Genomic DNA, 23,212 nt, shown 5'->3' with positions numbered 1-23,212 from the left:
AAAGTTTGGATTCAAGAAAATTTATCTTGAATCCAAATCACCTTATAAATTTCAGTTATCTTACTACTTCAAAATCTTCTTCTAAACATTCTCTTTCTATTTTATCAAGCATAACATTACTCATTGATTCCACAAGTTTTATTGCACCACTGTATCCAACCATAGGTGTATATTGATGTCCATACCTATCCATTATAGGAAAACCAAATCTTATAAATGGAATATCTTCTTCCCTAGCAATAAATTTTCCATATGTGTTAGACATAAGCAAATCTACACCTTCATTTTTTATCCATTGATGTACCTCAAAGAAATCACCTTCAGCTTTAACAGTACCTTCTACTCCTGCTTCTGCCATCATAGCTTTAATTTCTTTTTGAAATATAGGTCCTGGTGTACCTGTTATCACATATTTAGGTATCATGCCTAATGCTATTACAAACTGAGAAAGTGCAATAACTAAATCTGGATCTCCAACTATTGCTACTTTTTTACCATGAAAATATTGGTAACTATCTAGCATTAAATCAACTAACTGACCTCTTTCTATTTCTAGTTCTTCAGGAATTTCTTTTCCTGTTTCTTTTGCTAAAAACATAAGAAGGTCATCCATAGCATCTATTCCAATTGGAGTATGAAGTGTTTTAAATGGTACTTTACACCTCTTCTCTAAAGTAACTGCTCCAAGTTCAGAAGCATAGTTTCCAAAAGCTACAGTCATTTCTGAATTTCCTGCATCTTGTATATCAGAAATGGTTGCTCCACCTTTAGGGTACATTTCAAATTTTCCTGTATTAGGCGCATCTAAAACTCCGCTAGTATCTGGAAACATATTATATGGTATATCCATTAATTTAAATATTCTTTTCATTTCTTTCATATCTGCTGGACTAACAAAACCTGGTATTACATTGAATTTTCCATTTTTCTCTCCAGTATTTTTTGAGAGATACTCAACCATTCCTTTTACCATATTGGAAAAGCCAGTAATATGTGATCCAACGTAACTTGGTGTGTTTGCATGAATAACCATTTTACCTTCTGGTATTTCCATATCTCTTATATAAGTAGGTAAATCGTCTCCTATAGTTTCAGAAAGGCAGGTTGTATGAATAGCTATTATATCTGGATTGTACAATGCAAATATATTTTTGACAGCGGTCTTTACATTTGCTCCTCCACCAAATACACTAGCACCTTCAGTAAATGAGCTTGTAGATGCCATTGCTGGTTCCTTAAAATGTCTTGAAAGTACTGTCCTATGATACGAACAGCAACCTTGTGATCCATGACTATGAGGAAGACAATTATGGATTCCTAGTGCAGCATACATTGCTCCTACTGGTTGACATGTTTTGGCTGGGTTTATTCTTAATCTTTTTCTTTCTTTAATTTCCTTTGGTGTTGCATCTAGCATTACTCTTCACCTCCAACAACTTTACCTTCTAATAACGCTTCTTTCTTCCAAGGTGGTATTACATAACCCCAAGCTGGAGTGTGAACTCCTGCGGCAAGTTCTCTTGCAAATATAAGTGCACCCCTAAAACCCGCATATGGACCTGTATAATCGTATGAATGAAGTTGTCTTGACAAAACTCCCATTTTTTGAATTATATATTTTTCTTTTATACCAGTTAAGAACATGTCAGGATTTAATGTTTTCAATATTACATCCATTTCATGATGATTCATATCATCGATCATCAATGTATTATCATCCATATCCTTGACCATACCACCATAGTAACCTATTGGTACTCCTTCTTTTTTAAGTTGTTCAACTTTCTCCTTTGGTATTACTACACGATATTTTTCTTCATCTGGTTTAACTGTTATTTCAGGAATATTTTTACTATCCGCATCAATTTTAATTGTTGGTCTAACTTCGTCTCCCTCATAATCATCTCTATGAGCAAATTCAAAACCTGCAACAATAGTATTTACACCAAGGCTAGAAAGTAAATTTTGATAAGTGTGAGATCTTGAACCACCAACATATAGGCAAGCGGTTCTTCCATCAAGTTTGTCCTTATAATATTCCATTTCTCCCTCGATTTCAGCAAGTTCCTCTGCTATAACAGCTTCTGTTTTTTTAGTAAGTTCAGGATCATCGAAAAATTTAGCCATATCTCTTAATGTTTCTATTGTTCCATCCACACCGATAAAATTACATTTAATCCATGGCATTCCATACTTAGTTTCCATCATTTCTGCAATATAGTTAATTGATCTATGACATTGAACTAAATTTAAATCTGCTGTATGAGCATTTTGAACTTTTTCATAACTTGCATCACCAGTAAGAGTAGCTACAACATTATAACCAATTTTACTTAGTACTCTTTCCATTTCCCAAGCATCTCCACCAATATTGTATTCGCCTAAAATGTTTATAGAATAATTCTTGTGTTCATGATTTCCTTTTCCTATAATTTCACTCATAACAGTATTATTTGCTATATGGTGTCCAGCAGATTGTGTTACCCCTTTATATCCTTCACAGCTGAAAGCAAGAACATCTATTCCATAAAGCTTCTTAGATTCTTGAGCAACCGCCATTATATCATCACCTATAAGTCCAACTGGACATGTTGCATAAATACCTATAGCTTTTGGATGAAAAATTTCAACAGCTTCCTTTATTGCTTGTTTTAATTTAGGTACACCACCAAAAACTATGTCGCTTTCTGCAATGTCTGTGCAGAATACATATTCATTGAAGTTTTGACCACCTTCTTCTGGTTTGGATTTGAATCTTCTTCCACCCCAAGTATAAAAAGCACATCCAATAGGACCATGTGTTATATGAACCATATCTTTTATAGGTCCCATAACAACCCCTTTGCAACCAGCATAACAACAGCCTCTAGCTGTGATTACTCCTGGTACTGTTCTTACATTAGCTTGAATAACTGGTTGGGGTTCTTCCTTAGTCTTAATAACAATGTGACTTTTTCTAGTTTTAAAAGCTTTAGCTGGATATTTTTCAAGCGCTATATCAACAACTTTATTCATATCTTCTATCATATTATTAAGTTCACCTCTCTTAATTTTTATAATGCCTCTGCATCCACTTCTCCAGTTCTAACCCTTACCACATCCGTTACAGGAGATATAAATATTTTTCCGTCTCCTGGATTTGAAGTTCTATTAACATCAATTATTAAATCAACAACTTCCTGTACATCCTCATCATTAACTAACATGGTTATCATTCTCTTTGAAATAAGTCTATGCACTTCTGAAATCTCTTCTAACTCATTTTTATTTTCTATAACTTTATTTGAAACAGCATCATCATCAATCATAGTGTAATTAACCTTCTTTTTTCCTCTTCCAACTACTTTTCTACAAGTAAATGATGGAAAACTACTCTTAAGAAGGGCTTCTTTTGTCTTACCAATCATATTCATTCTGATTATAGCGGTAATTTCTTTCATTTTGACCCCTCCTAAGCTAAAGCACTTTTGAATTAGAGCTAATAGTATATGCTTCTTCAACAGGTGTTACGAATATCTTTCCATCTCCAAAAGCACCTTTCTCACCTGTTTTAGCATTTCTCATTATTAATTTAATTACATCATCTTTATCATCATCATTTACAACTAACATAAGCATTTCTTTAGGAATTTCATCATAATGTACATTTCCTACTTTGACGCCTCTTTGTTTACCTCTACCAACTACATCATATTTTGTTACCGCTGGAAAACCTGCATCGCATAATTCAGAAAGAACTATTCCTGTTTTTTCTGGTCTTATAATTGCCTTTATCATTAACATAAAATTTGCCCCCCAAAAATAATTTTATATTTTATAATGATTTTTTGTCTATTAAAGATCTATAAGACCAAATTCCATTAATATCTCTTCAAGTCTTTCTTGAGTCATTGGTTTTGGAATTACAAACATCTTATTATCATCAATTTTTTGTGCTAATGTTCTATATTCATCAGCTTGTTCTGCCTTTGGATCAAAATCTATAACAGTCTTTTTATTTATTTCTGCTTTTGTTACCATTGGACTTCTTGGTACAAAATGAATAAGTTGACTTCCTAACTCTTTAGCAAAAGCATCTAATAATTCATATTCATTACCAACTTTTCTACTATTACAGATTATTCCACCTAATCTAACTCCACCACTATTTGCAAATTTTAAAATACCTTTTGCAATGTTGTTAGCGGCATATAAAGCCATCATTTCTCCACTTGCAACTATATATATTTCCTGTGCCTTACCTTCACGTATTGGCATAGCAAAACCACCACATACAACGTCTCCAAGTACATCATAAAATACATAATCTAAATCATCTTCATAAGCGCCAAGTTGTTCAAGCATATTGATTGAAGTTATTATACCTCTACCTGCACATCCAACTCCTGGTTCTGGTCCGCCAGATTCAACACAGTTTATGTTACCATAACCTCTTTTCATTATTGCATTAATATCAATGTCGTCTCCTTCTTCTCTTAAGGTATCAAGTACTGACTTTTGAGCTAAACCTCCAAGTAATAATCTTGTAGAATCTGCTTTTGGATCGCAGCCTACTACCATTATTTTTTTTCCCATTTCAGCAAGACCTGCTGTAAGATTCTGAGTTGTTGTGGATTTTCCAATTCCACCCTTTCCATAAATAGCTACTTGTCTCATTTCCTATTCCTCCCTTAAAATAAAAAAATGTTATAACAATTCCTTGCTAGGTTTGTTATTATCAAAATATATCATAAACCCTTTAATAAATCAATCATTAAATTATTAATTTATCAATATAATTATAATTTTATTGACTAAATGTCAATTAAATTATAATTATATATCAATTTGATAATGAAAATGCGCTTTCATTATCAAACCATTTTATGCAATTGACTTACGTTTTATTATGTTATATAATGTTTGCATAATTTATTTTTATATTGTTTTATTATGTTATATATCTTATTGTATTTGTATATACTGTTTTTAACATTTTGATTGCTTTATATATAATTTTGTAAAGATTTATAATTTTAAAATTTTTTTTGCTATTTTGCAAATTTTGCATTAAATAGATATTTAGTTTCAATAATATTTTCTATAGAGGGATGTTTAACATAAATTGCTAAACATCCCTCTCTCCCTTTTGTTTCCAAATTTAGCTTCTAATAATTTATAAGTTGTTTTTTTTATTAATATATATTAATATTGTATTATATATATTAATATATCAATAAACTCTCAAATAATTTTATATTTTAATAATTTAAGAAGGTGGATTTTTATGTTGGAAGATAAAGCTTTGACACCTCAAGAGGTTGCTGAAATATTAAGCATAACCAAAAATACAGTTTATGAATTAATAAAAAGAGGGGAACTTAACGGATATAAGGTTGGGAAAAAAATTAGAATTGATGTAAAAGATGTTGAAGAATATAAAAATAGATCAAAAAACTCACATCAGAATTTCACAAAAAATTCTGATGATAACAATATATCCTATACCAGTCCTTCCGACATATATTATGAAAACATGATTCCAAACAATGGATTTGTAATCTGTGGTCAGGATATACTTCTAGATATATTATCCAGATACTTAGAATATCACCCTGATGGAGTAAGAACTTACCGATCATATGTTGGTAGTTATAATGGTTTACTTGCACTTTATTTTGGAAAAATTCAAGTAGCCACTACTCATCTTTGGGACGGTGATACTGGTGAATACAATATACCTTATGTAAGAAGAATGCTCCCCGGAGTTCCATGTATAATAATTCATCTTGCTTGCCGGATGCAAGGTTTCTATGTTCAAAAAGGAAATCCAAAAAACATTAAAACTTGGGAAGATTTAAAACGTCCAGACGTGAAGCTTGTTAACAGAGAAAAGGGATGCGGAACAAGAATTCTTTTAGATGAACATCTACGTCTTCTAAACATTAGTGGGAATGATATAGATGGTTACGATAGAGAATGTCTATCTCATCTTACAGTTGCTAGTATAGTTGCCCGAAATGGTGCCGACGTTGCAATTGGAAATGAAAAAAACGGCCTTCAAGTTAAAGATATTGATTTTATTCCACTTCAAAAAGAACGTTATGAGTTAGTTATAAAAAAAGAAGACTTAGCTAAACCACCTTTTCAAGCTATTATAGAAATAATACGTTCAGAATCTTTCAAAACAGAATTAAGTGGAATTGGCGGATATGACTTAACTGAGATTGGAAATATAATTGCAGAATTATAAAAGAGTTTAACAAAGTATTAATTAATGTTAAACTCTTTGTCCTAATCTTATTAAATCTCTATAGCCTTTTTCCCTAAAATAGTATATAAATTATCTTTAACTACTACTTGTATTTCTTTATCGCTATCATTACTAATTTTAACATGATTTTTTTCTACCCTTATCTTAAGCAAAAAACCTCTATACATAATATTAAAAGAAAAAGTCTCCCATTTTTCAGGTATAGAAGGATTCAATGTCAATACATCATTTTTTACTTTTAAGCCTCCGAACCCCTCAACAATTGACATCCACGTTCCCGCCATACTAGTTATGTGACAACCATCTTCTGTATCATCATTATAATTATCTATGTCTAGTCTTGATGTTTGAAGATACATTTCATAAGCTTTATAATTCATGCCTAATCTTGATGCTAAAATCGAATGTATACATGGTGATAAAGATGATTCATGAACAGTTCTTGGCTCATAAAATTCATAATTTCTTCTTATTGTATTGTCATCATATAAATGTCCAAGAAAATATAATCCTTGAAGAACATCTGCTTGTTTTATAAAACATGATCTTAAAATTCTATCCCAAGACCAATGTTTACCTAGTGGAAGATTTTCTTTAGGTAAATCCTTTACCAATATTTGCTCCTTATCCATGTATCCATCCTGCTGCAAAAATATATTGAATTTTTCATCCATGGGGTAATACATATTTTTTATAATGTCTTTCCACTTATTGACTTCACATTCTTTTAGTTTAAGCTTCTTAATACAATCATTATATTTTTGTGGCGCTTCATCTTTTAATTTTAATAAAACTTCTAATGTATATTCCATAGTCCATGCTGCTATTCTATTAGTATACCAATTATTGTTTACATTGTTTTCATACTCATTTGGTCCAGTTACTCCTAGAATTACATATTTACCTTTTGCATCTGAATAATTTACTCTTTCTTCCCAAAATCTTGATATCTCAACTAATACATCTAAACCATATTCAGTCAAATAATCTTTATCTCCAGTATAATTTACATAATTGTATATAGCATATGCTATTGCTCCATTTCGATGTATTTCTTCAAAGGTAATCTCCCATTCATTATGACATTCTTCACCGTTCATAGTTACCATTGGATATAATGCACCTTTTTTATAGCCTAATTTTTTTGCATTCTCTTTAGCTTTTTCAAGTTGCTTATACCTGTATATTAAAAGGTTTTTAGAAATTTTTTGATTTGCAGTAGATAGATAAAATGGAATGCAATACGCCTCAGTATCCCAATATGTGCTTCCACCGTATTTTTCTCCAGTAAAACCTTTAGGTCCAATATTAAGTCTATCATCTTCACCTGTGTAGGTCTGATTTAATTGAAAAATATTAAACCTAATTGCTTGCTGCGCAGCTAGATCTCCAGTAATAATTATGTCACTTTCTTTCCATTTTTTATCCCATGCTTTTGCATGTTCTTCTAATAACTTATAAAAACCCTTATCGTAAGCTCTGTTTAGTATATTCTTTGTTACAGACTGTATATCATCTATATTAACATCTCTAGAAGTAACATTTGCCACATATTTAAAAATTGTTACTTTTTCATTTTTATTTAAATTTAACCTTATTGTATTACCAATAAACTTTTCTTTTTCGTTTACCTGTGCATTAAATTTAACCTTTGTGTCATCCTTAAAAATATCATATTTCATCCCTGAGCAAAGATAAAAATTAGATTTTTTTGTTTTCATAGTTAGATATGAATTTTTATCTTCAGATAACTTTGATATTTCATCCCAAAACTTCTCATCATAATTGGAATCTTCATTTTTAATATCACCATCTAAATATGGTGATATAGTTATATCTCCATTAAAATTTAAATTTGTTATAGAATACTCTATAGCCCCAATTTCTTTGTCTACTATACTTAAAAATCTTTTTGCCTCAATTTTTATTTCATTTCCATCCTTAAGCCTAGCAATAAAAGTTCTGTATAAAAACCCTTCTTTCATGTTAAGTATTCTACTGAACTCACTTACATCACATTTTGATATATCAAGTTTTTCATCTCCAATATATATGTCAATTCCAATCCAATTTGTAGAATTTAAAACTTTTGCAAAGTATTCTGGATATCCATTTTTCCACCATCCGACTCTTGTTTTGTCGGGATAATAAATACCTGCCATATATGTTCCTTGAAGAGAGCTTCCTGAGTAACCTTCTTCAAAATTTGCTCTCTGTCCCATATATCCATTTCCTAAACTAAAAATACTTTCTGATACCTTATTATTCTCATCTTTAAAGTCATTTTCTATAATATTCCATTGGTCTAAACCTAAATATCTCTTCACTATAAGCCCTCCATTCTAAATTAAAAATTTATAACAAATTAAATCTTTCAAGCTTCATTTCTTCTAATGAATTTATAACGAAATTTGCTTCACTTAAAATTTTGCTATTTCCAATGCCAATAGAATACATTCCTGCATTTATAGCAGCTTCAATTCCTACCTTAGCATCTTCAAAGACAACACAATTTTTAGGGTTCACATTTAATCCCTTGGCTCCTAATAAAAACACTTCAGGATTAGGTTTTGCATGTGTCACTTTATTTCCATCAATTATTACATCAAAATAGTCATTTAAACTAAGTTTATCTAATATTGTAGATGCATTTTTACTTACTGATCCTAACGCCGTTTTAATTCCTTTCTCTCTTACTATTTTTAAAAATTCTTCAGCTCCAGGCAAAATTTCATTGCTTTTCATGTTTGATATATATTCAAAATAATAACTATTTTTCTTTTCTGCCAGCCTGGATTTTTCTTCGCTGCTCACCTTAACCTCCCCAAGTTTCAAAAGTATGTCCAAAGATTCCATTCTACTTACACCTTTAAGTCTTTCATTTTGTTCTTCAGTAAATTGGAATCCCAATTCCTCAGCAAGTTTCCTCCACGCCAAATAATGATATTTAGCTGTGTCCACAATTACTCCATCCAAATCAAATATACATGCTTCTATTTTACTCATATCGATTCAAGCCTCCAAACTAACTCTAAACTTTTACTTTCCCCTGGTTTCATCCTGCTCTCTCCTCCAAGTACCTCTATCTCAGAATAATTTAGTTCATCATCCACAAATATCTCCACATTACTTCCATGTGGATAAACAACTTTTCCTTCATAGTTAAATTTAATAGTGAACAAAAGTTTTTCATTCTCATTTGCAACATAATAGTATTTTATTTCTTCATTATCAGTAACCACTCCTATTTTAAATTTAGCGTTATTATCACAAATTACTTTTAAATTATTATTGCTGTTTTTTTTATAGATATTATAATTTTTAGTAGTTGGCATATCAAAATCTTGATATAAAGTTACTCCTCCAAAATAGGGATCTGAATTGAGTCCTACCTCACAATATCCGGAAGTTAATACTTGTGTATTAGCCCATACTGACCAATTGGCTTCATCATTTCCAACGTTTACAATTGTCTCTTTTATGTTTATATAATCACAATTATCCTTAATAATAATTTCTCTTATGAACTGAAGCCCTAACTCTTTCAATTTAATACTTTTTAATTCAATTGAAATACTGTCTTCACATTTAGCTATTTTATAAGAAAATGTGTTTAAATCGATTTCAAAAAATGGTGGCCACCCCCATTTACCTTGTGGTGCGCACCAACCTTTATATCCACCAAAATTAATCCAATTTTCCTGTTCTCTTTTTTTCTTAATGTCGCCTTTTGAATATTTGTATTTCTCGTTTCTAAACAATATGTTTATATTGTTTTTCGAAAACTCTACAATTCTTCCACCTTGTTCTGGTACAATTACTAATTTTATTATTCCATTATCAACTATTATCTCTTGTACATCTTTATTTTTAATTATTGAATACCTTCCCATAAATAATTCACCCCCTTAATTTGCAATCGTTTGCATCTATAAAAAAATAATAACTTTTTCCCGTTTTTATGAACATATATACCATCTATTCCCTATATTAACTTTAGTTTTATCTACAAATTAATTATTTTGGTAAGTATATCAGTAATATGTGCAATCGTTTGCATTTATTACTATTATAAACTATATATTTTCTTTAGTCAATAATATATATAGTTATATTTGATTTTATTTTGGATAAATAAGTATTTTATTTAGGATTTCCATTTAATATTTTTTGACGTAGCTTTAAAGTATATCTATGAATTAAATAATATACTTTTAGCTATATTTAGGATTGGAATTTATGGTTTGCTTTAAACTTATAGTTTATCGTATTTCGTTGACTCTCTTTCAATTAAATTAGTTTCAATAATATAATGATTTTCCTTAATATCATTTTTTAGTTTGTCTACCAATAATTTTGAGGCATAGTATCCAACTTTGCTTACATTAATGTCCACTGACGATATTGCAGGTTTATGATATTCTGATAGTGGAATATTATTAAAGCCAACAATTGGCACTTTGTCTAAATTCTTTTCATTTAAAGCTCTGCTTGCACCGAAAGCTAAAAGATCATCTACTGTAACTAATGCAGATGGCACTTCTTGTTCTAAAACTTCATTCATAGCTCTATATCCGCATTTTTCTTTGAAATCTCCTGCCTCTTTTACAAGATGCATATCTAATGTAACTCCATGAACTATAAGAGCCTTAACGTAGCCTGCTAGTCTATCCTTTGACATGTTTCGTTCAGTTTTAGCTCCAATAAACGCTATTCTCTTATATCCTCTAAATAGCAGGTTATTTACAACATTATACATAGCCTGAAAGTTATCATTATCAACCCATAACACATGTTTTGTATCTTCCGGTCTTCCAATTACAACAAATGGGAAATCTATTTCTTTTAGATATTGAATACATTCATCATTTGTTTTAACTGTTGTAAGTATTATTCCATCAACTAAATTTCCATTTACATAATCCTTAGTGCATTTAAGTTCCTCTTCATAAGTCGCGCAAAATGTATACATGATATAATATCCTGCTTTTTTGGCATGCTCACTTATACCCGTCATAACCTGTATATAAAAAGGGTTTTTATATAAATCATCAGCTTCACTAGTTAGTATTACACCAATAACTTTAGTTACTTTATTGGCAAGTCCTCTTGCAACAACATTAGGATGATAATTTAATTTTTTTATTATTTCTCTAACCCTTGTCTTAGTTTCCTCACTTATTCTAGCACTTCCACTAATAACTCTTGATACTGTTGATGGTGATACATTTGCTTCTCTAGCTACATCTTTTATAGTGACACTCATAATTCTTCACATCCTAGATTCATATATTATACAATCGATTTCATACAATCATTTTATATAAATTCCATATCAATGTCAATGCGAAAATACTATTATTAGGGTCTATAATCTATATTTTTACATCTTCATAATAAACCCTAAGCATTTCTCCCACACTCCATGCTTGAGCAAAACATCCTCTTGGCCTGTGTGGATAGTTTCCATCCAATATTTCAGAAACGTTTTGAACACATTTGTCTTCTATTTGCTGATAAAATAATTCAAAAATATTTCTTGTAAATTCCTTATCTGTATAATATTTATTAACTGCAGATATAAACGGTCCCATAAGCCATGTCCATACTTGTCCTTGGTGATATGACAAATCTCGCATCTCACTATTTCCAATGTATTCACCTTTATATTTTGGGTTTTCCTTATTAAGACTTCTAAGTCCGTAAATTGTATATAATTTTTCAAAAACATTGTTAATTATCTTTACAGCAAATTTCTTTGGCACTATTTCAAATGGTAAGCTAATAGCAATAATTGCATTAGGTCTTATATCATCATTAACCTCTTTATCGTTAATATAATCATAAAGATAGCATTTACTTTCATTCCAAAATTGTTTTAAAAAATTATTACTAATATTGTTTTTAATAGATTCATAAATTTTACATTCTATGTTAAATCTTTTGCAAAGCTCCACATAAATACATATAGCGTTATACCATAAAGCATTTATTTCTACTGCTTTGCCATGTCTAGGGGTAACAGCAAAATTTCCTATTTTAACATCCATCCATGTAATTTGTGTATCTTTATTTCCAGCAGTAAGCAAACAATCTTTTTTGTCCATACCAATATTGAAATCAGTTCCATTTATATAACATTTCAATATATCTGTTAAATGCATAAATATATTTTCCTTCACAAAATCATAGTCTCCTGTATATTTAATATAGTTGTAAACCGAAATGAAATACCACAAACTAGCATCAACTGTGTTATACAAAGGTTCCTCTCCATTGTCTGGGAACATATTAGGAACCAAACCATTTTTTATATATTTTGAAAAAGTTAAAAGTATCTCTTTTGCATCCTCATATCGCCTTGTTACTAATGTGAGTCCTGTAAAAGCTATCATTGTATCCCTACCCCAGTCAGTAAACCAAGGATATCCTGCTATTACTGTGGATGATTTTGTAGATTGTCTTTTTACAATAAACTGATCACATGAAAGTGTTAATATTTTCATTTTTTCATCACAATTTGGGATTTTTTTTATAAGCTCATTTTTTCTATTAAATTCATTAATAAAATAACTTTCTCCGTCAGTGTTTTCTATTTTATTAGTTGAAGCTACAATAGTAAAATTAACTTTCTCCATAGGTTCTAATGAAATTTCAAAGATTCCCGCCTTAAAATTATATTCACTGGCTTCAAAGCCCCTTTCTTTCTCTTCTGTATAATAAAAGCTTTCACTCCATTTTTCTTTTTCACTATACAAAGCCTTATCTGATTGAATAAAAATTTGTGTGTCATTTATATCAAATTTTATATTAGTTCCATTTTTATTAGTTTTTTGATAACATTGAAAATCATACATTTTAGTTATCTCATGACAATCTCTATTATTCACTAAAACACCAATAGAAACCTTTGCAGGTTTATCTATATTTTTTATACTATAGCTAATTACTGTTTTGTTTTCACCATATACCATGGTAATTTTCTTCTCAATTATGATTCCTCCAAGAATATATTTGAACCTAGGAAAATAATCATATTCAAAATCCTGCTGAAATACAAATCCATTTTCAAATTTTTTGGGACCGTATTGATTTGTATAAATTTTATATTCTTTGTCCTCTATATAAATAGTTTCATCTAATTTTGAGAGTAATACTCTTCTATTTATTGGAGGCACCAGCGCTGCTACAAGTAATGCATTGTATTTATTTATATTACACCCACATATAGAAGCTGCTGAAAATCCACCTAATCCATTAGTTAATAGATATTCCTTAGAGGTTGCTTTATAAAAATCAGTTAATCCTCTCTTATTAATCTTCATATTAAATGTTTCCTTCCGTGAATTTGTTATAAAATAGAAGTAATTTAACAATACAACCGTTTGTATTGTTAAATTACAATAATACAATTTTATTTAGCCCTTTACCGCACCAGCAGTAAGACCTTTAGCAATAAATCTCTGTAATAACATAAACAAAATAGCTACTGGAAGTGTTGCCATAAATGCTGCTGCCGAGAACTGAGTCCAATTGGCCGAAAATTGATTGTATATAAATTGTTGTAACCCCGTTGCCAAAGTTTGATTACTTGCATCCTTCATTAAAGCACTAGTAAATGCAAATTCACTATAAACATTAACAAAACTGAACAAAAATATAACAGCTAACATTGGTCTTGATAATGGAAGTATTATCTTAGTGAATACCTGAAAGTGACTAGCCCCATCAACCTTAGCGGCCTCATCTAGTTCTTTAGGAAGACTGTCAATAAAACCTTTTAATAGCCAAATATTATATGCACTCCCCCCTGCTAGAAGCAAAATAAGAATCCAAAATTGATCAATAAATCCGTATTTGTAAGCCACACCTAAAATTGCAGGAACAGTCATAGTAGTTGGAAACATTTGAAGAATTAACAGTGCCATTAGTCCATTTTTTCTTCCTTTAAATTTCATTCTTGAAAAAGCATATGATGCAAAAATGCTGATTATTAATTGTATTAGAGCAACAGATATACATAAAATCATGCTGTTTTTCATCCATATTTTAAAATCAGTTCCTTGCAAAACCTTTGTATAATTGCTAAATGTTACTGCCTTAGGTAGCAATGTAGTGGAAAAGAAAGTATCACCTTTAGTTAATGAAGCCGTAACTACTGAAAATACAGGAAACAAAACAATCAATATAGAAATCCAAATTATAACTCTTGAAATCCAAAGATCCCTTGCTTCGCTTGGTCTTAATCTATGTTTATAAACTAAATCATTTTTTATTATCTCATCAGTTTTTACTTTCATAATTAATCTACCTCCTTAAATGCTCCTGAAAATTTGAAGCTTATAAAACTAATTGTACCAATAATTAAAAATAATATTATTGAAAATGCTGCTCCCATGTCATATCTTGTATATTGGGTAGAAAGTTTATATGTTGTTGATGCAAGTATATCTGTGTATCCAGCAAATTGAGTACTAGCTCTTGCTGGTAACCCTTGTGTGATAAGGTAAGCTGCACCTAAATTTGAGAAATTAAATGAGAAAGAAGATATTAAAAGTGGTAACGATGATGATGTTATTGATGGCAGTGTAATTTTCCTAAACTTTTGAAACTTAGTTGCCCCATCAATTTCTGCTGCTTCATAATAAGCATCAGGAATACTTGAAAGTGCTCCAATACATACATTCATCATATAAGGAAAACCAAGCCAAAGAGTTGCAATACAAATCCCTACTCTAGCCCAAAATGGGTTCGTCAGCCATGGAATTCCTGTAGTAATAAGATGTAAATCTTTTAATAAGATATTAATTCCACCATACTTCTGATCTAGTAGTCCTTGCCAAGCTAAAGTCGCAATAGTTGCTGGAAGTGCCCAAGGTAAAATTAAAAGTCCCTTATATACAGTTGCTTCTTTCATATTAGGATTGTTTAGCAATATTGAAAAAAACAAGCCTATAGCGAAGGATCCAAATGTTCCAATAACCGCAAATATAATTGTCCATCCAAAGACCGGAAAGAATACTGATTTAAATGGTCCATTAAAAATTGATACAAAATTTCCTATACCTATTAAATGAAAATCACTCAAATGATTTAAGTTGTAGTTTGTAAAGGCAATATAGACAGTATAGACAATAGGCAAAAAAGCTAATATAAATATTGAAATTAATGCAGGGGATAGATATACATATGGTCTTATTTTATCGTATAGATTCTTTTTCATAACTGGTTTATCTGATTTCTTTCTTTTTTCTAAACTTACCATTAATAACCCTCCTGTAATCTATATTTTGATAACATTATGTCCTTAAATTTTTATAAGGAGAGTTTTACTCTCCTTATAAAGCTATTTCATTATTGATATTCCTTGTACAACTTGATCATGCATGGTTTTTCCTGCTGCTTCTGGGGTTAATTTTCCTTGAGTTAATAATGTTAAATCGTTTCCAACTGGAGTCCATACAGCTTGCATTTCTGGAATATTAGGCATTGGTTGACCATTTTTAACTTGTTGAACGAAAGCTGAAGTAATCTTATTATCTTTAAATTCTGGTTTATCTAGTGTTGAATTAAGTGCTGGTATTCTGCTGCCTGCTTTAATTACTGATTCATTATTTTCTTGTAAATATTTCATTAACTCCCAATCCTCTGTTTTATTCTTTGAATTAGAATTTACAAATGATGCTTGCACACCAACGAATGAAGGCATTCCTCCTGGAAGTGGTGCAACTGCAAATTTAACACCTGCTTTTGTAAAGTCACTAACATCCCATGGTCCACTTATATAAAATCCAATTGTTCCATTTTGGAATGCTGCCTTTGCTTTATCACCTTTTATGTCGGCGCTCATAAATTTATATTTTGTAACAAAATCTTGAATTGTCTGTAATCCTTTCACTGATCCTTCATTTCCAAGACCTATATCGTTAGCATCTAAAGCTCCTTTTCCTTTATCTTTGAATACGTAGCCTCCATTAGCAGCCATAAAAGCATAACTAAAATAGAAGTTGTTAATATCATACTGCAATCCAACTTTTTGAGCTTGTGTTATTAAATCATCTACCGTTGTTGGTACAGTTGGAACTTTATCCGTGTTATAAAATAATGCATATGTTTCAATACTCATCGGAACAGCGTACATTTTTCCGTCATAAGATACTGCCTTAATTGATGTGTCCACATATTTGGATGTATCGATTATACCTGATGGAACTGGCTCCAATAGCCCTGCTTTTTGGAAGGTTCCAAAATTGTCATGGGCCATTCCATACATAATATCAGGACCTTTACTACTTTTAGCTGCTTGTAAAAATTGTTGACTTTTTGATGGGTCTAATGAATCCATTTGAACTGTTACCGTATTACCAGTTTGCTTAGCCCACTTTTGAGCTACTTTATCTAATTCCGTAATTTCTGGTTTTGTTAAATGTGACCAAACTATAAGATGTTTTCCTGATTTTGTTGTAGAACTAGTACTTGATGAACAGCCTCCCAAAGCTGCTACTAATAAAAGAGCTGATAGAACTGAACATATTGTTTTTACTTTTTTATTCATGATTCTTCCCCCTATAAATAATTTATATAGCTATTTTTGTAAAACTCCCTGCTTATTAAGGCTTAGAGCTCTTCAAACTACATCAAAAGGATTTTCCTCACTCATGTCCAATATTATAAATAATATGAACACGTCGGTCTTGTTTATGATTATATAATTATCCTAATACTTATGTTGCATGTAAAAATATGTTATGCAAACGATCGCAACATTTGCCTTAATTATATGCTTTTTAAATATATTAGTCAACATTAATCTGGAATTTTTAAGAATAATTTCTATTTCTATAAATAGTTGGTGACATTCCCACTATTGATTTAAAGGTTCTACTGAAATGGCTTTGATCATAAAAACCCAATAAAATTCCAATATATAAAATACTTTTATTTGTACTTAATAGTAAGTTTTTTGCCCTGTCTATTTTTGTTTTCTGCACGTATCTCATAACTGAAATGCCCATATATTTTTTAAAACAATTGCTTGCATAACCTGCTGAGATATTTAAATCTCTAGATAATTTATCAAGAGACAAGTAATTTTCAATATTAACATGTATGTATTGAAGCATTTTATTAATCGTAAAATTATCAGTTACTTGAATGTCGTTTATTAGAATATAAAAATATGAATTTGCCATGCTAATTTCTAGTTCTTGTAGTTCTTCTAACTTAGTAATAATCTGAATTTTATCATAGAATTTATTATATAAAGGGTGTAGAGCACTTTTAGATACTCCATTTTTTATAATTTCCTTAGTGTATATAGCATTCCAAATAATTAAATCATTTTTTTTATTCCTAATCGATTGTCCATTTTTTTCTTCCTGCAGATGTTTTTCCTTTAAATTTTTTAATACTTTTCCCATGTTTTTTGACTCAATTAAAAATGATATGTCATTATTAAAAATATACCTATCAGATTCAAAGGTTTCTAGCAATATTTACACCTCCTAATTTCAAATAAGCAGAGTTCTAAACCAATAAACCAAAAAAGGCTATAATATAGATTTGTTATTTTTTTGCATATACCTGTGATATAACATTAGCATATTTAAAAATCTACTTCAATATTGTATATAAAATAGTACGATATATATACATATTTTATTAATTATATACAATTACTACTAAATAATTATGCTATAATTTCACCATAAATACGTTAAACATATATAAAAGTGAGGTTGATATAAATGAATAGACATGCAGTATATCATATTACGGAAACACCTTATGCCTATGGTAAAGATTTGAACACACTACTAATAAGAATACGTACAGCAAAAAATGATATAAAAAAATGTAATCTATATTATAGAGATAGATATAATTCGCAAACTCCTTATTATGTTAAAGAAATGAAAATTGTAGCTCAAGCTAACTTATTTGATTATTTTGAAACTGAAATATCTATAAAAAGGAATCGATATAGATATTACTTTGAGTTAATTGATACTAATAATACAAAAGTGTATTTTGATGAAAGAGGTTTTAGAGATTCCAAGAAAGTTCAAGAGGAATTCACAGCTTTTCAATTTGCTTATTTGGCACCTGGAGATTTATATAAAGAATCTATCTGGCTGCAAGAATCCGTGGTATATCAAATCTTTCCAGACCGTTTTTATAATGGACATACTGCAAATGACCCAGAAAATACTTCTACATGGGGTAGTTCCGTAACTATCAATTCTAAGTTTGGTGGAGATCTTAAAGGAATTATTGATAAGTTAGACTATATAGAAGACTTATGTGTTAATTTGCTTTACTTAACTCCAATATTTAAATCAAGTTCAAATCACAAATATAATACTGCTGATTACTATGATATAGATCCTCAATTTGGAACCTTGGATACAGCAAAGGAGTTAGTAAAAAAATGTCATGAAAAAGGGATTAAAATTATTTTTGATGCCGTATTTAATCACTCAGGAAGTGATTTCTTCGCCTTTAAAGATTTATTAATAAATCAAGAAGCTTCAAAATATAAAGATTGGTATTTTATTGATGACTATCCAGTTAGTACAGATAAGGTTAACTACTACACTTTTGGTAATGGTGTTAGTAAAATGCCAAAACTTAATACTAATAATAAAGAAGTAAGGAAGTATTTATTGGATGTGGGAGAATATTGGATAAAAGAAATAGGGATTGATGGTTGGAGACTTGATGTTTCAGATGAAATCGACCATGATTTTTGGAGAGCCTTTAATAAAGTTGTTAAAGGAGCTAATAAAGATGCTGTTATTATTGGCGAAATAATGCATGAAGCAAATTCCTTCTTAAAAGGAGATCAGATGGACAGCATAATGAATTATCCTTTTAAATATGCTTTAGTTGATTTTTTTGCTAATAGGAGCATCTGTGTTGAAAAGTTTGACGATATATTATCTTTTAACAGGACACTTTATATGAACAGCATAACAAGACAACTCTGGAATTTGATTGGCAGTCATGATACTAAGAGATTCCTAACGGAGTGTGACGATAATATAGAAAGGATGAAGCTTGCAATTGCATTTCAATTTTGCTATCAAGGAGTTCCATATATTTATTATGGTGATGAAATAGGCCTTAATGGTGGTGACGATCCCCAATGTAGAAAATGTATGGTTTGGGAAGAAGAAAAACAAAACAAAGAGTTATTTAACCTTTACAAAACTATGATATCTATTAGAAAAAATAATAAAGTTTTAATTTATGGCGATTACAAAACACTTTATTGCAAAGACAATGTATTGATTTTTAAAAGAAGTTATAAGAGTGAGTCCATACTCATTGCTATTAATAATAATGATGAAGAACGTAGTATTAATATATCTCTAGACCATATTGCCATAGATATTTTTACTTCACAGAGAAAAAAATCATACAATGATTTAAGCTTAGAACCTATGGGTTTTAAAATATTTAAATTAATTTAACCCAGAAACTATTTAAAAAAAATGATTCTTCTAACTTACGAAGAAGAATCATTTTATTATGCTTTTCCTGAAAGCAAAGTGAAATTATTTAGAGCTTAACAGCCATTAGCGTAACACTTTTTTAACCTCACTAACAAATCCTTTAACATTTTTGAGCATTTCTTCTGTATCTTCTGTTTCATCAACTTTTTTAACAATAGCACTTCCAATAATTATCCCATCACAATACTCTTTAAGTTCTTTAGCCATTTTAGCACTTGATATACCAAATCCAATGGCCTTTGGAATATCTGTAAATTTTGACACAGTATCCATGTATGCTTTTATATCTGTATCTATCTCACTTCTAGTACCCGTAACACCATTAGTTGAAACACAATATATAAATCCACTAGCATTAGTAACTATTTTTTCAATTCTTTCCTTTGAAGTTGGAGCTATTAATGGTATTAACGCTATTTCAAATTTATCTGCAATATTTAAAATTTCCTTTCTCTCTTCAATTGGCAGATCCGGTATTATAATTCCATCAATTCCCACTTTTTTACACTCTTCAATAAATCTATTTATTCCATACTTAAATACTGAATTATAATAAACTAAGTACACTAAAGGTATTTCAGTGTTTACTCGTATGTTTTTAACACACTGCATTATCTTTGATATTGTTGTACCATTTTTAAGAGCTCTTGCCGATGATTTTTGGATGGTTACACCATCTGCTATTGGATCTGAATATGGAATTCCAAGTTCAATAATGTCTGCGCCTGCCTCTTCCATTCCATATACAAGCTCTTCTGTGATTTTAAAATCAGGATCTCCAGCAGTTATAAATGATATCATCGCTTTTTCACCTTTGTTTTTCAAATCCTTAAACTTTAAATCTATTCTATTCATTCAGATTTACCCCCATTACATTTGCTATAGTGTTTATATCCTTGTCCCCTCTTCCGGATATGTTTACAATCATGAGTTTGTCTTTTGAAAGTGTAGGCGCCAGCTTTATTGCATAAGCAAGTGCATGTGAACTTTCTAATGCTGGTATTATTCCTTCAATAGCTGATATATCTACAAATGCCTTTACTGCTTCATCATCTTTAATGGATACATACTCAGCTCTTTTTATGTCATGCAAATAAGCATGTTCTGGCCCTACCCCTGGATAATCAAGACCTGCCGAAATTGAATATGCTGGAAGTATTTGTCCATCATCATCTTGAAGTACATAAGTCATCATTCCATGAATTACGCCTACCGATCCCTTGGTTATAGTTGCAGCGTGGTCCTTTGTATCCACTCCACGACCAGCAGCCTCAACACCTATAAGTTTTACATCTTTGTTATCTACAAAAGGGTAAAAAATGCCCATGGCATTACTTCCACCACCAATACATGCTAATATATAATCTGGAAGTCTTCCTTCCTTTTCTACAATTTGTCTTTTAGCTTCGTCTCCAATTACCCTTTGAAATTCTCTTACCATAACCGGATATGGGTGTGGTCCCATAACAGTTCCTATTACATAAAATGTATCATCAATGCAAGTTACCCATTGCCTCATTGCCTCATTTACTGCATCCTTTAAGGTTCCCGTTCCTGCTGTTACCGCTGTAACTTTTGCCCCTAATATCTTCATTTTAAATACATTGAGAGCTTGCCTTCTTATGTCTTCTTCACCCATAAAGATTTCACATTGCATGCCAAACATAGCTGCAATAGTGGCTGTTGCAACTCCATGCTGACCTGCGCCAGTTTCCGCTATTACCTTTTTCTTGCCCATTCTTTTAGCAAGAAGTATTTGTCCTAATGCATTATTTATTTTATGAGCACCAGTGTGATTTAAATCTTCTCTCTTAAAATATATCTTTGCTCCACCTAATTTTCTTGTTAAATTTTCTGCATAATAAAGTGGCGATTCTCTTCCAACATAATCTTTTAAATAATATTTAAATTCAGCTATAAATTTTTCATCTTTCATTGCACTTTCAAACTCTTCTTCAAGTTCTATTACTGCGTTCATTATGGTTTCTGGGACATACTGTCCTCCAAACTTTCCAAACCTACCATTCATTTTATATTCCTCACTTTTTCTATAAATTTCTTTATTTTATTAAAGTCCTTAACCCCATTAGTCTCAACTCCACTTGATATGTCAACTGCGTATGGTTTTACAATATTTATTGCTTCACATACATTATCAATACTTAATCCGCCTGCTAATATGAGTTTTGAAGTTAAATTAATTTCAGCTGCAAGTTCCCAATTAAAACTTTTACCTGTTCCCCCAACTTTGCCTCTTTCACTGCTATCTAACACCACTGCATCAATATTGTATTCATTTAGGTCAGCTATAAACTTATTCGATATTTTTTCCAAGGATATGTCTATAGATTTACTTTTCCACACTATAAAGTCTTTAAAATTTGATAAATATTTTCCATCCTCGTCCCCATGAAATTGAAGTATGTCTAAAGAGGCACCGTTTATAGCTGCTTTCACCTTATCAATGTCTTCATTAACAAAAACGCCAACCTTTTTTATTTTAGGATTAAGCCTCTCACTTAAAGTCTTTGCCAGTTTTAAATCTACTTGTCTTCTACTCTTTGCAAATACAAAACCAATATAATCCGGTAAAAGTTCATTTACATAATCCACATCTTCCATTCTTTTTAATCCACATATCTTTATTTGGGTCATCTCTATTCACCTTTTGCTTTTGATATAAAATCATTTATTGATTTTATATCCTCTATATTTCTCATAAATGTTTCACCAATAAGTACTGCATTTGCACCAATGGAATTTAAATATAATATATCCTCTGAAGTTTGTATGCCACTTTCTGAAATAATTATTTTTTCCTCAGGTATATATTTAATTAATGCTTCTGTATTTTTTAGATTAACCGTGAAGTCCTTAAGATTTCTATTGTTTATTCCTATTATCTGCACTTCAGCTTCTAATGCTATCTCAAGCTCTGCCCTATCATGAACTTCAACAATGCACTGAAGTCCAAGCTCCTCTGCTAACTTATAAAAACTTTTAAGCTTATTTTTAAGGATACTAACGATAAGAAGTATTGCATCTGCTCCAATGTATTTTGCTTGAAATATTTGATATTCATCAATTATAAAATCTTTACGAAGTATAGGTTTAGTTGTAACTCCTTTTACAAGTCTTATATACTCATCTTTTCCTTTAAAAAATTTTTTTTCTGTTAATACTGAAATTGCATCAATATTTATTTTTTCATAAATATTAGCAATAACTTCTGGATTAAAATCCTTTTTTATTATTCCCTTAGATGGCGATGCTTTTTTAATTTCAGCTATTATACTCATACCATCTTTACTTAAACTTTCTCTAAAATTCCTTGTATTAATATCTATTATCTTATGTTCAAATTTATAGAGTGGTTGGTTTTCTTTTTCCTCTTTTAGCTGTTTCATTTTATAACTAACAATTTCATCTAAAATCAAGTTTT

General features: G+C 30.4%; 20 protein-coding genes. 2 read left to right on the top strand and 18 right to left on the bottom strand.

Annotated elements, in window-relative coordinates:
• Positions 1-55: 55 nt before the first annotated feature.
• The 5 genes from nifK to nifH are packed head-to-tail and all read right to left on the bottom strand — an operon-like array spanning position 56 to position 4,656.
• Positions 56-1,417, bottom strand: coding sequence for a nitrogenase molybdenum-iron protein subunit beta (nifK, locus tag B8978_RS11555; protein WP_084116186.1), 1,362 nt, complete (start codon positions 1,415-1,417; stop codon positions 56-58).
• Entirely contained in the window at positions 1,417-3,027 is a 1,611-nt protein-coding gene (gene nifD / locus B8978_RS11550) for a nitrogenase molybdenum-iron protein alpha chain (protein WP_139796045.1), read from the bottom strand. The genes nifK and nifD overlap by 1 nt, the downstream gene beginning before the upstream one ends.
• A gap of 26 nt (positions 3,028-3,053) precedes the next feature.
• A complete protein-coding gene (locus B8978_RS11545; protein ID WP_084116185.1) occupies positions 3,054-3,440 on the bottom strand; it encodes a P-II family nitrogen regulator in 387 nt (128 codons plus the stop codon).
• Positions 3,441-3,456: 16 nt separating this feature from the next.
• Positions 3,457-3,783, bottom strand: a complete 327-nt coding sequence (locus B8978_RS11540; protein WP_084116184.1) for a P-II family nitrogen regulator — start codon at positions 3,781-3,783, stop codon at positions 3,457-3,459.
• A gap of 51 nt (positions 3,784-3,834) precedes the next feature.
• Positions 3,835-4,656, bottom strand: a complete 822-nt coding sequence (nifH, locus tag B8978_RS11535) for a nitrogenase iron protein (RefSeq protein ID WP_084116183.1) — start codon at positions 4,654-4,656, stop codon at positions 3,835-3,837.
• 610 nt (positions 4,657-5,266) lie between these two features.
• On the opposite strand from nifH, the gene B8978_RS11530 reads away from it, so the two are divergent.
• Positions 5,267-6,232, top strand: a complete 966-nt coding sequence (locus tag B8978_RS11530) for a substrate-binding domain-containing protein (RefSeq protein WP_084116182.1) — start codon at positions 5,267-5,269, stop codon at positions 6,230-6,232.
• Positions 6,233-6,282: 50 nt separating this feature from the next.
• Here B8978_RS11530 and B8978_RS11525 read toward each other — a convergent pair whose 3' ends face one another.
• The 9 genes from B8978_RS11525 to B8978_RS11485 form a co-directional block, all read right to left on the bottom strand.
• Positions 6,283-8,580 carry a glycoside hydrolase family 65 protein gene (locus tag B8978_RS11525; RefSeq protein WP_084116181.1) on the bottom strand — a complete coding sequence of 766 codons (2,298 nt, stop codon included), beginning with the start codon at positions 8,578-8,580 and terminating at the stop codon, positions 6,283-6,285.
• Positions 8,581-8,608: 28 nt separating this feature from the next.
• Positions 8,609-9,259: a beta-phosphoglucomutase gene (gene pgmB / locus B8978_RS11520; RefSeq protein WP_084116180.1), complete on the bottom strand. Its 651-nt coding sequence runs from the start codon at positions 9,257-9,259 to the stop codon at positions 8,609-8,611.
• Positions 9,256-10,146, bottom strand: a complete 891-nt coding sequence (locus tag B8978_RS11515) for a DUF4380 domain-containing protein (protein ID WP_084116179.1) — start codon at positions 10,144-10,146, stop codon at positions 9,256-9,258. The genes pgmB and B8978_RS11515 overlap by 4 nt, the downstream gene beginning before the upstream one ends.
• Positions 10,147-10,508: 362 nt before the next feature.
• On the bottom strand, positions 10,509-11,519 hold the full coding sequence (locus tag B8978_RS11510) for a LacI family DNA-binding transcriptional regulator (RefSeq protein WP_084116178.1): 1,011 nt from the start codon (positions 11,517-11,519) through the stop codon (positions 10,509-10,511).
• A 109-nt stretch (positions 11,520-11,628) separates the two neighbouring features.
• A complete protein-coding gene (locus B8978_RS11505; protein ID WP_084116177.1) occupies positions 11,629-13,578 on the bottom strand; it encodes an amylo-alpha-1,6-glucosidase in 1,950 nt (649 codons plus the stop codon).
• 93 nt (positions 13,579-13,671) lie between these two features.
• On the bottom strand, positions 13,672-14,553 hold the full coding sequence (locus tag B8978_RS11500; RefSeq protein ID WP_084116176.1) for a sugar ABC transporter permease: 882 nt from the start codon (positions 14,551-14,553) through the stop codon (positions 13,672-13,674).
• 2 nt (positions 14,554-14,555) lie between these two features.
• Entirely contained in the window at positions 14,556-15,518 is a 963-nt protein-coding gene (locus tag B8978_RS11495; protein WP_207651884.1) for a carbohydrate ABC transporter permease, read from the bottom strand.
• Positions 15,519-15,599: 81 nt separating this feature from the next.
• Positions 15,600-16,808 carry a sugar ABC transporter substrate-binding protein gene (locus B8978_RS11490; RefSeq protein WP_084116175.1) on the bottom strand — a complete coding sequence of 403 codons (1,209 nt, stop codon included), beginning with the start codon at positions 16,806-16,808 and terminating at the stop codon, positions 15,600-15,602.
• Between the two features lie 265 nt (positions 16,809-17,073).
• Complete coding sequence (locus tag B8978_RS11485; protein ID WP_176212683.1) at positions 17,074-17,745, bottom strand: AraC family transcriptional regulator; 672 nt, start codon at positions 17,743-17,745, stop codon at positions 17,074-17,076.
• Between the two features lie 255 nt (positions 17,746-18,000).
• Between B8978_RS11485 and B8978_RS11480 the strand changes: the two genes are divergently transcribed.
• Positions 18,001-19,728, top strand: coding sequence for an alpha-glycosidase (locus tag B8978_RS11480; protein WP_084116174.1), 1,728 nt, complete (start codon positions 18,001-18,003; stop codon positions 19,726-19,728).
• A 105-nt stretch (positions 19,729-19,833) separates the two neighbouring features.
• Here the strand turns inward: B8978_RS11480 and trpA are convergent, their stop codons facing one another.
• The 4 genes from trpA to trpC are packed head-to-tail and all read right to left on the bottom strand — an operon-like array spanning position 19,834 to position 23,207.
• Positions 19,834-20,625: a tryptophan synthase subunit alpha gene (trpA, locus tag B8978_RS11475; protein ID WP_084116173.1), complete on the bottom strand. Its 792-nt coding sequence runs from the start codon at positions 20,623-20,625 to the stop codon at positions 19,834-19,836.
• Positions 20,618-21,799, bottom strand: coding sequence for a tryptophan synthase subunit beta (gene trpB, locus B8978_RS11470; RefSeq protein WP_084116172.1), 1,182 nt, complete (start codon positions 21,797-21,799; stop codon positions 20,618-20,620). The genes trpA and trpB overlap by 8 nt, the downstream gene beginning before the upstream one ends.
• Positions 21,796-22,425, bottom strand: coding sequence for a phosphoribosylanthranilate isomerase (locus B8978_RS11465; protein ID WP_084116171.1), 630 nt, complete (start codon positions 22,423-22,425; stop codon positions 21,796-21,798). The genes trpB and B8978_RS11465 overlap by 4 nt, the downstream gene beginning before the upstream one ends.
• A 2-nt stretch (positions 22,426-22,427) precedes the next feature.
• The gene (gene trpC, locus B8978_RS11460; protein ID WP_084116170.1) at positions 22,428-23,207 is read right to left on the bottom strand and encodes an indole-3-glycerol phosphate synthase TrpC; all 780 of its coding nucleotides are present in this window, start codon (positions 23,205-23,207) and stop codon (positions 22,428-22,430) included.
• Positions 23,208-23,212 lie beyond the last annotated feature (5 nt).

Origin of the sequence: Clostridium acidisoli DSM 12555 (assembly GCF_900176305.1) — a bacterium.
Taxonomy (GTDB): Bacteria; Bacillota; Clostridia; order Clostridiales; family Clostridiaceae; genus Clostridium_I; species Clostridium_I acidisoli.
This window is presented reverse-complemented; position numbering and strand designations above follow the sequence as displayed.